General features: G+C 69.3%; 14 protein-coding genes. 10 read left to right on the plus strand and 4 right to left on the minus strand.

Annotation, left to right across the window (positions count from 1 at the left end):
• Positions 1-3: 3 nt before the first annotated feature.
• A complete protein-coding gene (locus tag DMH01_RS34915) occupies positions 4-969 on the minus strand; it encodes a YafY family protein (protein ID WP_125682404.1) in 966 nt (321 codons plus the stop codon).
• A gap of 90 nt (positions 970-1,059) precedes the next feature.
• Between DMH01_RS34915 and argC the strand changes: the two genes are divergently transcribed.
• Genes argC through argH form a run of 8 tightly spaced genes read left to right on the plus strand, consistent with a single transcriptional unit; the run spans position 1,060 to position 8,601 of the window.
• Positions 1,060-2,088 (plus strand): N-acetyl-gamma-glutamyl-phosphate reductase, encoded by a 1,029-nt coding sequence (argC, locus tag DMH01_RS34920; RefSeq protein WP_125682406.1) that lies wholly within the window; start codon positions 1,060-1,062, stop codon positions 2,086-2,088.
• The gene (gene argJ, locus DMH01_RS34925; RefSeq protein ID WP_125682408.1) at positions 2,085-3,245 is read left to right on the plus strand and encodes a bifunctional glutamate N-acetyltransferase/amino-acid acetyltransferase ArgJ; all 1,161 of its coding nucleotides are present in this window, start codon (positions 2,085-2,087) and stop codon (positions 3,243-3,245) included. Before argC ends, argJ begins: the two co-directional genes overlap by 4 nt.
• Positions 3,242-4,162, plus strand: coding sequence for an acetylglutamate kinase (gene argB, locus DMH01_RS34930; RefSeq protein ID WP_125682410.1), 921 nt, complete (start codon positions 3,242-3,244; stop codon positions 4,160-4,162). Before argJ ends, argB begins: the two co-directional genes overlap by 4 nt.
• Positions 4,159-5,352, plus strand: a complete 1,194-nt coding sequence (locus tag DMH01_RS34935) for an acetylornithine transaminase (RefSeq protein ID WP_125682412.1) — start codon at positions 4,159-4,161, stop codon at positions 5,350-5,352. Before argB ends, DMH01_RS34935 begins: the two co-directional genes overlap by 4 nt.
• Before the next feature lie 16 nt (positions 5,353-5,368).
• Entirely contained in the window at positions 5,369-6,295 is a 927-nt protein-coding gene (gene argF / locus DMH01_RS34940) for an ornithine carbamoyltransferase (RefSeq protein ID WP_125682414.1), read from the plus strand.
• On the plus strand, positions 6,292-6,813 hold the full coding sequence (locus tag DMH01_RS34945; RefSeq protein WP_034321647.1) for an arginine repressor: 522 nt from the start codon (positions 6,292-6,294) through the stop codon (positions 6,811-6,813). The genes argF and DMH01_RS34945 overlap by 4 nt, the downstream gene beginning before the upstream one ends.
• Positions 6,803-7,156 (plus strand): argininosuccinate synthase domain-containing protein, encoded by a 354-nt coding sequence (locus DMH01_RS34950; RefSeq protein ID WP_125682416.1) that lies wholly within the window; start codon positions 6,803-6,805, stop codon positions 7,154-7,156. Before DMH01_RS34945 ends, DMH01_RS34950 begins: the two co-directional genes overlap by 11 nt.
• Positions 7,157-7,185: 29 nt before the next feature.
• Positions 7,186-8,601 (plus strand): argininosuccinate lyase, encoded by a 1,416-nt coding sequence (gene argH, locus DMH01_RS34955; RefSeq protein WP_125682418.1) that lies wholly within the window; start codon positions 7,186-7,188, stop codon positions 8,599-8,601.
• Positions 8,602-8,661: 60 nt separating this feature from the next.
• Here argH and DMH01_RS34960 read toward each other — a convergent pair whose 3' ends face one another.
• From DMH01_RS34960 to DMH01_RS34970, 3 genes are read right to left on the minus strand one after another with little or no spacing between them, the layout of a single operon-like run.
• On the minus strand, positions 8,662-9,300 hold the full coding sequence (locus DMH01_RS34960) for a TetR/AcrR family transcriptional regulator (RefSeq protein WP_125682420.1): 639 nt from the start codon (positions 9,298-9,300) through the stop codon (positions 8,662-8,664).
• The gene (locus DMH01_RS34965; protein ID WP_125682422.1) at positions 9,300-9,971 is read right to left on the minus strand and encodes a DUF4166 domain-containing protein; all 672 of its coding nucleotides are present in this window, start codon (positions 9,969-9,971) and stop codon (positions 9,300-9,302) included. Before DMH01_RS34965 ends, DMH01_RS34960 begins: the two co-directional genes overlap by 1 nt.
• The gene (locus DMH01_RS34970) at positions 9,968-10,543 is read right to left on the minus strand and encodes an SRPBCC family protein (protein ID WP_125682424.1); all 576 of its coding nucleotides are present in this window, start codon (positions 10,541-10,543) and stop codon (positions 9,968-9,970) included. Before DMH01_RS34970 ends, DMH01_RS34965 begins: the two co-directional genes overlap by 4 nt.
• Before the next feature lie 121 nt (positions 10,544-10,664).
• On the opposite strand from DMH01_RS34970, the gene DMH01_RS34975 reads away from it, so the two are divergent.
• Together DMH01_RS34975 and tyrS are read left to right on the plus strand one after the other, a co-directional pair.
• Positions 10,665-11,300, plus strand: coding sequence for a DNA-3-methyladenine glycosylase (locus tag DMH01_RS34975; protein WP_125682426.1), 636 nt, complete (start codon positions 10,665-10,667; stop codon positions 11,298-11,300).
• Between the two features lie 32 nt (positions 11,301-11,332).
• Positions 11,333-12,607 carry a tyrosine--tRNA ligase gene (gene tyrS, locus DMH01_RS34980; RefSeq protein WP_125682428.1) on the plus strand — a complete coding sequence of 425 codons (1,275 nt, stop codon included), beginning with the start codon at positions 11,333-11,335 and terminating at the stop codon, positions 12,605-12,607.
• Positions 12,608-12,941 lie beyond the last annotated feature (334 nt).

A 12,941-nucleotide genomic window follows, 5' to 3' on the forward strand; every position in this document is an offset into this window, starting at 1 on the left:
CCGTCAGTCCACTGTGGACTTCGTTCCGCGCCGAGCCCTGGCGGCCATCTCCTTGAGGTGACCGATCAGTTCCGGCGGTTCGTGCACGGTGAATTCACAGCCGAGCCCGAGGATGCGGAACGCGAGCCAGTCCAGGGTGTCCGTGCCCGCGTGGAAAACGCAGCTCTCGTCGTCGATCGGTTCCAGCTCGCCGGATCCCTCGCCGAGCGCGGGGGAGACCTGGCCGATCGGCGCGTGCAGGGTCACGCGTGCGCTGTAGGTGGGAAGGAGGCTGTACATCTTGTCGGTGACATAGGCCGCCACGTCCTTCGCGGGTGGCTGTCTCGGCGACGCCCGGCCGCCGGTCGCCCGCGGTTCCGAGATCCGGTCCGCGCGGAAGATCCGCCAGTCGTCCCGGTCGAGGTCGTAGCCGAGGAGGTACCACCGGCGCCCGGCGGAGACGAGCCGGTGCGGTTCCACGTGCCGCCGGGATTCGGTCCCGTCGCCGGTGCGATAGGTGAACCGCGTCCGTTCGGTGTTGGCGATCGCGCCGGCGAAGACCGTGAGGTGCTCCGGATCCACCGCGGCTCCGGTGCCCGGGATCGGCACGGTCGCGGCGCCCAGCGCGCTGACGCGGTACCGGAGCCGCGACGGCAGCACCTGCTCGAGTTTGGCCAGCGCCCGCACCGAAGACTCCTCGATCCCCGAGATCGCCTGCCCGGCGGCGCCACGGAGACCGACCGCGATCGCGACGGCCTCCTCGTCGTCGAGCAGCAGCGGCGGCATCGCCGTGCCGGCGCCCAGCCGGTAGCCGCCTTCGGAACCCCGCGACGCCTCGACGGGGTAACCGAGCTCACGCAAGCGGTCGATGTCGCGCCGGATGGTCCGCGGACTGACCTCCAGCCGCTCGGCGAGCTCGCTGCCAGGCCACTCGCGAGGGGTCTGCAGGAGCGACAGCAGGCTCAGCAGCCGGGCGGGCGTGTCAGTCATGCGGTCAAGGATGCCCGGCCGAAGGCCCGAATCGGGTGAGCCACACGACTTTGTTTGATTGAACTTGCATGGGAGTGCATAATCATTCGTATGACGGTGAAGATCGCGGTGGCCGGAGCCAGCGGGTACGCGGGAGGCGAACTCCTGCGCCTGCTGCTGACCCATCCCGAAGTCCAGATCGGCGCGCTCACCGCGGCCAGTTCCGCGGGGACGCCGCTCGTCCAGCACCAGCCGCACCTCGCACCACTGGCCGACCGTGTCCTGCTGGAGACGACCCCGGACACCCTGGCCGGGCACGACGTCGTCTTCCTCGCCCTGCCACACGGCCACTCCGGCGCCATCGCCGCGCAGCTGGGTCCGGACGTCCTGGTGGTCGACCTCGGCGCGGACCACCGCCTCTCGGACGCGGCCGACTGGCAGCGCTGGTACGGCGGTGACCACGCGGGACAGTGGCCGTATGGGCTCCCCGAACTCCCCGGCGCCCGTGAGCGCCTCGCCGGGACGAAGCGCATCGCGGTCCCCGGCTGCTTCCCGACCGGCGGTTCGATCGCCCTCGCCCCGGCGCTCGCCGCGGGCCTGGTCGAGCCGGAGGTCAACGTCGTAGCCGTCACCGGGACCTCGGGCGCGGGCAAGAGCCTGAAGCCGAACCTCCTCGGTTCGGAGGTGATGGGCTCGGCCACCGCGTACGGCGTCGGCGGCGCCCACCGCCACACCCCCGAGTTCGCGCAGAACCTTTCCGCGGTCTCCGGCGCGCGGGTCAAGGTCTCGTTCACCCCCGTGCTGGCCCCGATGCCGCGCGGGATCCTCACCACCGCGAGCGCTCCGCTGAAGACCGACCTGGACGCCGATGGCGCCCGTGAGGTCTACGAAAAGGCGTACGCCACCGAGCCGTTCGTCCAGCTGTTGCCCGCGGGCCAGTGGCCGTCGTCGGCCTCGGTCGTCGGCTCGAACAACGTCCAGCTGCAGGTCACCGTCGACGCCGACACCCGGCGCCTGATCGTGGTCGCGGCCATCGACAACCTGACCAAGGGCACCGCCGGAGGTGCCGTCCAGTCGATGAACATCGCACTGGGCCTCCCGGAAACCACCGGACTACCGACCGTAGGAGTCGCTCCGTGACCGTCACCCAGCCGAAGGGATTCCGTGCCGCGGGCGTCGCCGCCGGGATCAAGGCCGAGGGCAAGCTCGACCTCACGCTCGTCGTCAACGACGGGCCGCTGCAGGTCGCGGCCGGCGTGTTCACGCGCAACGTGATCAAGGCCGCGCCCGTCCTGTGGTCGCAGGAGGTGCTCAAGCAACAGCGCCTCAAGGCCGTCGTCCTCAACTCCGGCGGCGCGAACGCCGCCACCGGACCGGGTGGTTTCCAGGACACCCACAAGACCGCCGAGAAGGTCGCCGAGCTCCTCGAAGCGGGCGCGATCGAGGTCGCGGTCTGCTCGACCGGCCTGATCGGCGAGCGGCTGCCGATGGACGCGCTGCTTTCCGGCGTGGACACCGCCTTCGCCGGCCTCGGCACCGGTACCGACGCCGATCTCGCCGCCGCGACCGCGATCATGACCACCGACACCAAGCCGAAGCAGGCGGCCGCGAAGCACGACAGCGGCTGGAGCGTCGGCGGGTTCGCCAAGGGCGCGGGCATGCTCGCCCCGAACCTCGCGACGATGCTCTCCGTCCTCACCACCGACGCGGTCGTCACGCCGGAAGCCTTGGACAAGGCCCTGCGCGCCGCCACCGGCGTGACCTTCGACAGGCTCGACGTCGACGGCGGGACTTCCACGAACGACACGGTGCTCGTCCTCGCGTCCGGCGCCAGCGGCGTCGAGCCGACCGAAGCCGAACTGACCGAGCTCCTCACCACCGTCAGTCTCGACCTCGTGCTGCAACTGCGCGCGGACTCCGAAGGCGCGACCAAATACGTCGACGTCACGGTCACCGGAGCGGCGAGCGAGGCCGACGCCATCGCCGTCGGTCGCACGATCGCCGAGGACAACCTGGTCAAGACCGCGCTGTTCGGTTCGGATCCGAACTGGGGCCGCATCGCCATGGCGCTGGGCCGGGTGCCCGCGAAGATCGACCCGGAGAAGGTCGCCATCGCGATCAACGGTGTCACCCTGTTCGCCGGCGGCACGCCCGCGGCGGACCGTTCCGAGGCCGATCTCTCGGGCCGGGACATCCAGATCGTCGTCGACCTCGGTCTCGGCGAAGGCGGGGCGACGATCTACACGACCGACCTCTCGCACGCGTACGTCGAAGAGAACAGCGCGTACTCGTCATGAGCCCTTCCGAATCCACCGTCCCCGCGGACGAGCGGCTCGCGACCGCCGCCGAAAAGGCCTCGATCCTCATCGAAGCCCTGCCCTGGCTGCAGCGTTTCCACGGCGCCACCGTCGTGGTCAAGTACGGCGGCAACGCCATGATCGACGAGAGCCTCAAGCAGGCCTTCGCCGAGGACATGGTCTTCCTGCGCATGGCCGGGCTGCGTCCGGTGGTGGTGCACGGCGGTGGCCCGCAGATCACCGCGATGCTCAACCGGCTCGGCGTCGAAGGCGAGTTCAAGGGCGGCCTGCGCGTCACCACGCCCGAGACGATGGACATCGTCCGCATGGTGCTGACCGGTCAGGTCAGCCGCGAACTGGTCGGCCTGATCAACGCGCACGGCCCGTACGCGGTCGGCATCTCCGGCGAGGACGCGCGGCTGTTCACCGCCGAGCGGAAACAGGCCACTGTGGACGGTGTGCCGGTCGACATCGGGCTCGTCGGCGAGGTCTCCGAGGTGAACCCGGACGCGGTGCTCGACATCGTCAACGCCGGCCGGATCCCGGTCGTGTCCACCGTGGCCCCGGACGTCGACGGCGTCGTGCACAACATCAACGCCGACACCGCCGCCGGCGCGCTGGCCGCCGCTCTCGGCGCGGAGAAGCTCGTCGTGCTCACCGACGTCGAAGGCCTGTACGCCAACTGGCCGGATCGCGGTTCGCTCGTCGACCGGATCCGCGTGGACCGCCTCGAATCCCTGCTGCCCGGCCTCGCCAGCGGCATGATCCCGAAGATGGAGGCCTGCGTGCGCGCCATCCGCGGCGGCGTCCGCCGGGCGCACGTGATCGACGGCCGCATCGCCCATTCGGTCTTGCTGGAGGTCTTCACCTCCCGCGGCATCGGTACCATGGTCTTCCCCGAAACGGAGCTCCCGTGACCACGTACAAGTCCAATGTAGACGGCCAGGAGCACTGGAAGTCGTCCCTCATGGACAACTACGGCACCCCGGCGCTGACCCTGGTCCGCGGTGAGGGGGCGAAGGTCTGGGACGCCGACGGCAAACCGTACGTCGACCTGCTGGGCGGGATCGCGGTCAACGCGCTCGGCCACGCGCATCCCGCCGTGGTCGCCGCGGTCACCGAACAGGTCGCGAAACTCGGGCACACCTCGAACCTCTACGTGAACCCGGTCGCCGTCGAGCTCGCCGAAACCCTCCTGGACGTCGCAGGCCTGTCCGGCAACGGAAAGGTGCTGTTCGTCAACTCCGGCGCGGAGGCCAACGAAGCCGCGCTGAAGATCAGCAGGCTCACGGGACGGACCAAGATCGTCGCTTGCGAAGGGGCGTTCCACGGGCGCACCATGGGCGCGCTCTCGCTGACCGGTCAGCCGTCGAAGCAGGACGCTTTCGCGCCGCTGGTCCCGGGCGTCACCCACGTTCCCTATGGAGACGTCGACGCGCTTCGCGCCGCGGTGGACACCGAAACCGCGGCGGTGTTCCTCGAGCCGATCCTCGGGGAGGCAGGCGTCGTCCCGGCGCCGGACGGCTATCTCCAGGCCGCGCGGGAGATCACCAAGGCGACCGGGACGCTGCTGGTCCTCGACGAGGTACAGACCGGCATCGGCCGCACCGGCGCGTGGTTCGCCTTCCAGCACACCGGCATCGTCCCGGACGTCATCACACTGGCCAAGGGCCTCGGTGGCGGGCTGCCGATCGGCGCGGTCATCGGCGTCGGCGAGGCGGGGGAGCTGATGAAGCCGGGCCAGCACGGGACCACCTTCGGCGGCAACCCGATCTGCTGCGCCGCCGGGCTCGCCGTGCTCAAGACCATCGCAAAGGACAACCTGAACGACCACGTTTCCGCACTGGGCAAGGACATCGCTTCCCGCGTGGAGGAGCTCGGCCACCCGCTGGTGTCGGGGGTCCGCGGCGCGGGACTGCTGCTCGGCATCGCGTTGCGCGAACCGGTCTCGGCGACGGTCGCCAAGGCCGCGCAGGACGCGGGATACCTCGTCAACCCGATCGCACCCGACACCATCCGGCTGGCACCGCCGCTGATCCTGAGCGCCGAAGAGGCCGCGGGATTCCTCGAAGCCCTTCCCGGGGCGCTCGATTCCACCACCACCTAGGACAGAGACGAAACGCATGCTCCGCAACTTCCTCCGTGACGACGATCTCAGCCCCGCCGAACAGGCCGAGATCCTGGACCTCGCCGACCAGCTGAAGGCCGAGCCGCTCGGCTCCCGCGCGCTGGAGGGCAAGTCCGTCGCGGCGATCTTCGAGAAGAACTCCACCCGGACCCGGTTCTCCTTCGAGGTGGGCATCGCCCAGCTCGGCGGGAACCCGGTCATCGTCGACGGCCGCTCCATGCAGCTCGGCCGCGAAGAGACCATCGAGGACACCTCACGGGTGCTTTCGCGGTATCTGGACGCGATCGTCTGGCGGACCTTCGCCCAGAAGCGCATCGACGCGATGGCCTCGGCGGCGAGCATCCCGGTGATCAACGCGCTCACCGACGAGTTCCACCCGTGCCAGGTGCTCACCGACCTGATGACCATCCGCGAGCGCAAGGGCAAGCTCGCCGGGCTCACCCTGGTGTACCTCGGCGACGGCGCCAACAACATGGCGCATTCGCTGCTGCTGGGCGGGACCACGGCCGGGATGCACGTCCGCGTCGTCTCGCCGGAGGGCTTCCAGCCGGATCAGCAGGTCATGCTCGACGCGAAGCACCGGTCGACGGAGACCGGCGGCAGCACCACGGTGTTCACCGATCCGTACGCCGCCGTCGAAGGCGCGGATGTCGTCGTCACCGACACCTGGACCTCCATGGGCCAGGAGAACGACGGCCTCGACCGGGTCGGCCCGTTCCGTGAGCTGCAGGTCAACGCCGCGCTGATGCGCCGCGCCGCGGACGAGGCGATCGTGCTCCACTGCCTGCCCGCGCACCGCGGCTGGGAGATCACCGACGAGGTCATCGACGGACCGGCGAGCGCGGTCTGGGACGAGGCCGAGAACCGGCTTCACGCGCAGAAGGCGTTGCTGGTGTGGTTGATGGACGAGAAGCGACGATGACCGGCAGCAGGGTCACCCGGCAGGCACGGATCACCGAACTCGTGTCCACGATGGCGATCCGCAGCCAGACCGAGCTCGCGAAGCTCCTGGCGGCGGAGGGTATCGACGTCACGCAGGCGACGCTTTCGCGGGACCTCGACGAACTGGGCGCGGTGAAGCTCCGAGGTGCCGATTCCGGCGCGCCGGTGTATGTCATACCGGAAGACGGCAGCCCGGTACGCGGGGTGCAGGGCGGCACGTCGAGGCTTTCGCGGCTGCTCGCCGAACTGCTCGTTTCGGCGGACTCGTCGGGCAACCTGACGGTGCTGCGCACCCCGCCGGGTGCGGCGCAGTTCCTGGCCAGCGCCATCGACAGGGCGGCACTGGAAGAGGTCGTCGGCTCGATCGCCGGCGACGACACGGTCGCGGTGATCGCGAGGGAGCCGCTGTCCGGCAAAGACCTGGCCGAGCGTTTCATGGCGCTGGCCCGACGGTCGTCCACAGTGGACGGCGGTGAGGAGACCGAAGGTGACGCCTGACGGGTTCGCCTTCCCGGATGACCCGGAGAAGCTGGTCATCACCTTCGACGAAGGTGTTCCGGTGGCCATCGACGGGGAGACCGTGACGCTGCTGGAAGCCTTCCAGCAGCTGAACCGCCGTGTCGGCGCCTTCGGGCTCAGAGGACGCGAGATCTACGAGGGACCGGCCGCGGTCGCGCTGGTCACCGCGCACGAGGAACTGCAGAAGGTCAGTACCGGGCGGGTGTCCGGCGAGGTCCGCCTGGTCCTGCACCGCGGGAACGCGGTCGTGAACTCCGCGCGCGACGAGCGCGCGCTGTACGACTTCACCACAGGCGCTACCTTCGACCGGTCAGTCGCCTGAAGAGAACCACGAAGAATTCGAGGAGTGTTGTGAGCGGGAATGAGCAGCCGGTGCAGCTGTGGGGCGGCCGGTTCGCCAGCGGACCGGCCGAGGCGATGGCGGCGCTGAGCGCGTCGACCCATTTCGACTGGCGGCTGGCACCGTACGACATCGCCGGGTCGCGGGCCCACGCGCGAGTGCTGCGGAAGGCGGGGCTGCTCACCGAGGACGAGCTGACCGGCATGCTCGCCGCGCTGGACACCCTCGCGCGGGACGTGGAGTCGGGAGCGTTCACCCCGACCGTCGCCGACGAGGACGTCCACACCGCGCTCGAACGCGGCCTGCTGGAGCGGGCGGGCACCGAACTCGGCGGCAAGCTGCGAGCGGGCCGTTCGCGCAACGACCAGGTCGCGACGCTGTTCCGGATGTGGCTGCGCGACGCCGCCCGTCGCGTGGTCGCGGGCACCCTCGGTGTCGTGGACGCGCTGGTCTCGCAGGCGAAGCGGCACCCGGACGCGATCCTCCCCGGCCGCACCCACCTGCAGCACGCCCAACCGGTCCTGCTGGCGCACCACCTGCTCGCGCACGGCCAGTCGCTGCTGCGCGACGTCACCCGGCTGCGTGACTGGGACGCTCGCACCGCCGAGTCGCCCTATGGCTCCGGCGCGCTCGCGGGGTCCTCGCTCGGCCTCGATCCGGAGGCCGTCGCCGAGGAGCTGGGCTTCGACACCAGCGTCGAGAACTCCATCGACGGCACGGCCTCACGGGATTTCGTCGCCGAGTTCGCCTTCGACGTCGCGATGCTCGCGGTCAACCTGTCCAGGATCGCCGAAGAGGTGATCATCTGGAACACCGCCGAATTCGGCTACGTCACCCTCGACGACGCCTGGGCGACCGGCAGTTCGATCATGCCGCAGAAGAAGAACCCCGACGTCGCCGAGCTGACCCGCGGCAAGGCCGGGCGGCTCATCGGCAACCTGACCGGCCTGCTCGCGACGCTCAAGGCGCAGCCGCTCGCGTACAACCGTGACCTGCAGGAGGACAAGGAGCCGGTCTTCGACTCCGTCGAGCAACTGGAACTGTTGTTCCCGGCGATCGCGGGCATGCTCGAGACGCTGACCTTCCACACCGACCGGCTCGCCGAACTGGCGCCCGCCGGCTTCACCCTCGCCACGGACATCGCCGAATGGCTGGTGCGCCAGGGCGTTCCGTTCCGTGTCGCGCACGAAGCGGCGGGGGAGAGCGTCCGCGTCGCCGAGGCGCGCGGAGTCGGGCTGGACGAACTGACCGACGAAGAGTTCGAGAAGATCAACCCGGCGCTGTCGCCCGCCGTGCGCGAGGTACTGACCGTCGAAGGCTCCGTGAGTTCGCGCAATGCCCGCGGCGGTACCGCTCCGGAGCGGGTCGCCGAGCAGCGGGACCGGCTGGTCGCGCGGGTCGCCGAACACCGCGTCTGGCTGAGCTGACCTCTCGCGTGAAGGCCCCCTTTACTCGGCTGAGCCGCGTAAAGGGGGCCTTCACGCGCTTCAAGATCGCTTCGCGGTCTTCCGGAGCTTCGCACGCACCGCGCGGGTCGCGACCGGTCCGAGCCCTTCGAGGACGTCGACCAGGACAGCCAGCTGTCCCAGCGCGCTCAACGCCTGCTCGGCGCCGTCCGGATCGACCGACTCGAACAGCGTGAGACCGAGAAAGCCGGCGGAGACGGCGTGAGCGAGTCCTTCGGTCTCGGCCAGTTCGAGCACCGGCGAACCGGCCAGCACCCGGTCGAGGGTCCCTTGGACCTCGCGGACCCATTTGTCCAGCGCCTGCCGCGTCGCCTCGGCCAGGCGTCCGCCGCCCTGCGCGCCGGCGAGCGCCTGGGCGAGGACGGTCATGTTCCCCTCGGCGCGTTCCTCCGCGTGGATGGTCCGGCCCAGGTCCAGCAGTTCGCCGAGCGTGGTCACTTCGGCGAACCGGTCGCGAAAGTGGGCGACGCGGCCTTCGGTCGCCGTCACGCAGGCCTGCGCGATCAACTCCTCGACACTGCCGAAGTGGTAGAAGATCAGCGCCTGATTGGTACCCGCCGCGGTGGCGACGGTCCTGGCCGAAACGGCGGTGATCCCGCTGGTGCGGATCGTCTCCAGCGCGCCGTCGATCAACCGCTGTTTGGTGCTGGGCCCGTTCATCAGTCCAGGACCTTCTCACGCAGGGGCTTCACCGCGCCGCTCACCCCCGGCCGCAGATCGACGAACCGTGCCTCGAAAGCGCCCCGGTAACCGAACAGCGGCCCGAACCGCCGGTTCGTCACCCGGATCTCGATGCGGAAGAGCCCGCTCTCGTCGTCGAACCACTCGTCGACCTCGGCCACACCGACGACGGATCGCGGCACCACACACCGGAACGGGCCTTCGCGGAGCCGGAACTCCTCCGACCGGATGTGGAAGCCGCCGTCCGGCCGTACCGTCAGGTCGAGATCGACGGCGAGATGCTGATGCGTCCCCAGGTAGTCGACGATCTTCCCGCGCTCGGTGCTGTAGACCATCTGCGCGTCGAACCGGCGTCGCCGTTCCGGCAGTTCGAAGGTGCGGACGAACGACACCGTCTCCCTGCCGAGCGAGTCGACGTACGGATAGTTCTCGATGGTGAAAGGGACGTTGCGGCCGCGTTCCGGGAACAGGATGTGCCTCGACGCGCCCAGCCACAGGAATGGCGTGGCGAACGCGGCGCCGCGCCAGATCTCGTCCATCACGCCGACGCCGATCATCCCGACGCGGTTCTCCGTGCTCAGCGAGAGCCGTTCACGCATCCGCGGGTGCAAGGACGCGAAGTCGGCGCCCAGCGCTTCTCGGAAGATCATGCCTGCTCCAAGGTGTCGAGGATGCGGGGCGCGACGCCGTCCTTGCCCGGCCGCGGGCTCCGGCGGCAGCGTCCCGCCGAGGGCGAGAGCAACGGGAGCGCTTCCGGCGGCCCGCCGGTCTCGAGCCACAGACGGAGCCTGTCGAACGACCAGGCCGTCATCCAGCCGAAGAGCGGCCGGAACAGCAGATCGGCGAATTTGCCGAAGACACCCCATCGAGTGGTGTAGTCGAAGCCGGTGACGAAGCGGACGCCGCCGTCGACCGGGGTGTAGCGCCAGTAGCCGGAACCGGACTTGATCAGCGACAGCGGATCCGCGGAGGCGAACCGCAACGCGGACGTCCGGCCGCCGTCCGGGCGTGTGCTCTCCCCAGCGTGTGTTCCGGTCCCGCTGACGACGAACCCCAGGAACTCGATCGTGTACCGGAACCGCCCCGGCGAACCCGCGACCGGTTCGATCCGCGAGAAGCGGAGATCCCATCGTGCGTGCAGACGCGGATCCTGCGTGTACCGCCACAGCGTGTCGAGGTCGGTGCGGATCACCGTTTCGACGTAAAGCGCTCTTCGGCTCATGGAGCCCCCTCCAGGTTTGAGCGACCGCTCAAATCACTGTAGAGCATGTTTGAGCGACTGCTCAATAGTCGGTCCGGTTAAGGTCGACCAGGGAGAACGCGACGTAAGGGGAGTGCGGAACGTGAAGACCGGTGGGCAGTTCACCCGGCGCGAGCTGGCACTGGATCCGGTGGAGCTGTCCACGCTCCTGCTCGGCGCGGTGATCGAAGCGACCGGTCCCGACGGCACGGTCGCCGTCCGGCTGGTCGAGGTCGAGGCCTATCGAGGGCTCGACGACCCCGCGTCGCACTGTTATCGCGGCAAGACGCCGCGCAACGCGGTCATGTGGGGACCGGCGGGGCACCTGTACGTGTACTTCGTCTACGGCATGCACTTCTGCGCGAACGTCGTCGGCACCGAAGACGGGCAGCCGGGCGCCGTGCTGCTGCGTGCCGGGGAGGTGGTGTCCGGTGCGGACATCGCCAAGGCGCGCAGGCCGTCGGCACGAGGCAACGGCGAACTCGCCAAAGGTCCGGCCATCCTCACCTCGGTGCTCGGCATCGACCGGGCCGAGAACGGCGTCGATCTGACCGACCCGGCATCACCCGTCCGGCTGTTCAGAGGTGAACGCGTTCCCGAAGCGGACATCCGCACCGGGCCGCGCGTCGGTGTCGCGATGGCGATGGACACGCCGTGGCGGTTCTGGATCGACGGATCGCCCGCGGTCTCCACCTACCGCCGCGGCGGCAAGCGACGGGCGGCCGCCCCCGGCCGATAGTCGGTTGACCTGGTGCGGGAGGATCTACAGGCGTGAGCGAGCACATCCTTGACGAGTTGACCTGGCGCGGCCTGATCGCGCAATCCACCGACATCGACGCACTGCGGCGAGACCTCGACCAAGGACCCCTCACGCTCTATTGCGGATTCGACCCGACCGCGCCCAGCCTGCACGCCGGCAACCTGGTCCCGCTGCTGATGCTCTCCCGTTTCCAGCGCGCCGGCCACCGGCCGATCGTGCTGGCGGGCGTCGCGACCGGGATGATCGGCGACCCGCGCGACACCGGTGAGCGCACGCTCAACACGCTGGACACCGTCGCCGAGTGGGCGGACCGGATCCGCGGGCAGCTGGAACGCTTCGTCGACTTCGACGACTCGCCGACCGGCGCGGTCATCGAGAACAACCTGAACTGGACCGGCAAGCAGACCGTGGTCGAGTTCCTGCGCGACGTCGGCAAGCACTTCCCGGTCAACATGATGCTGAACCGCGAGACGGTGAAGCGCCGCCTCGAGGCCGACGGCATGTCCTACACCGAGTTCAGCTACCTGCTGCTGCAGTCGCAGGACTACCTGCACCTGTACCGCGAGTACGGCTGCAAGCTGCAGATCGGCGGCTCGGACCAGTGGGGCAACCTCGTCGGCGGCGTCGACCTGATCCGCCGGACCGACGGTGGCCACACCCACGCGCTGACCGCGCCGCTGGTCACCGACACCGAAGGGCGCAAGTTCGGCAAGTCCACCGGCGGCGGCAGCGTCTGGCTCGACCCGGAGATGACCTCGCCGTACGCGTGGTTCCAGTACTTCGTGAACGTCGCCGACGCCGACGTCATCCGCTACCTGCGGATGTTCTCCTTCCTCGGGCAGGAGGAGATCGCGGCCCTGGCCGAGGACACCGAACAGCGTCCCCACCTGCGGTCCGCGCAGCGGAAGCTGGCGGAGGACTTCACGACCCTGGTGCACGGTGAAGAGGCGACCCGTCAGGTCATCGCCGCGAGCCAGGCGCTGTTCGGCAGGGGAGAGCTGCGCGAGCTCGACTCGGCGACCCTCGACGCCGCCATGGCCGAGGTGCCCAACGGCAAGGTCGACCCGAACGGCGAGTCGACCATCGTCGACCTGCTGATCGCCGCCGGGCTCGTCGACAGCAAGGGCGCCGCGCGTCGCACCGTCAAGGAAGGCGGCGCGTACGTCAACAACACGAAGATCGCCGACGAGGAGTGGAAGCCGTCCGCGGACGACGCACTGCACGGCCGCTGGCTCGTGGTTCGCAAGGGCAAGCGCAACGTCGCCGGCGTGCGCGTCGGGGGCTGATCGCGGCCCAGGCCCGAAACAGGGGCCTTGACCTGCGGAAACGCAGTTAAGGTACCCCCCTGTTTCGGGCCCTTCCGGGGCGTGTAAAGTTCTCCAAGTCGCCAGGGAAACCGGGCGGCCGACCGGGACACGAACCAAGCTCTCGCTCAGTGCGATTGAGTGGGTGTCCCACCAAAAACTGCTAGAAATGACTGCTTCGGATAAGGCCGGGTTTTGCTCGGTGTGATCTGGGGTGTGTTGCTTGAGAACTCAACAGTGTGCTAGTGAACTAAGCCAGTAGAGCTTATGTATTTGAACCTCGTTTTGGGGTTCCTTTGAGAGCAAGAAAATTTGC

The organism is Amycolatopsis sp. WAC 04182, assembly GCF_003947465.1.
Taxonomy (GTDB): domain Bacteria; phylum Actinomycetota; class Actinomycetes; order Mycobacteriales; family Pseudonocardiaceae; genus Amycolatopsis.

Coding starts and splice junctions, on each gene's coding strand:
- DMH01_RS34960 (WP_125682420.1), bottom strand. CDS start 9,300: ATGAACGGGCCCAGCACCAAACAGCGGTTGATCGACGGCGCGCTGGAG.
- DMH01_RS34965 (WP_125682422.1), bottom strand. CDS start 9,971: ATGATCTTCCGAGAAGCGCTGGGCGCCGACTTCGCGTCCTTGCACCCG.
- argC (WP_125682406.1), top strand. CDS start 1,060: ATGACGGTGAAGATCGCGGTGGCCGGAGCCAGCGGGTACGCGGGAGGC.
- DMH01_RS34915 (WP_125682404.1), bottom strand. CDS start 969: ATGACTGACACGCCCGCCCGGCTGCTGAGCCTGCTGTCGCTCCTGCAG.
- DMH01_RS34945 (WP_034321647.1), top strand. CDS start 6,292: ATGACCGGCAGCAGGGTCACCCGGCAGGCACGGATCACCGAACTCGTG.
- argF (WP_125682414.1), top strand. CDS start 5,369: ATGCTCCGCAACTTCCTCCGTGACGACGATCTCAGCCCCGCCGAACAG.
- DMH01_RS34970 (WP_125682424.1), bottom strand. CDS start 10,543: ATGAGCCGAAGAGCGCTTTACGTCGAAACGGTGATCCGCACCGACCTC.
- argB (WP_125682410.1), top strand. CDS start 3,242: ATGAGCCCTTCCGAATCCACCGTCCCCGCGGACGAGCGGCTCGCGACC.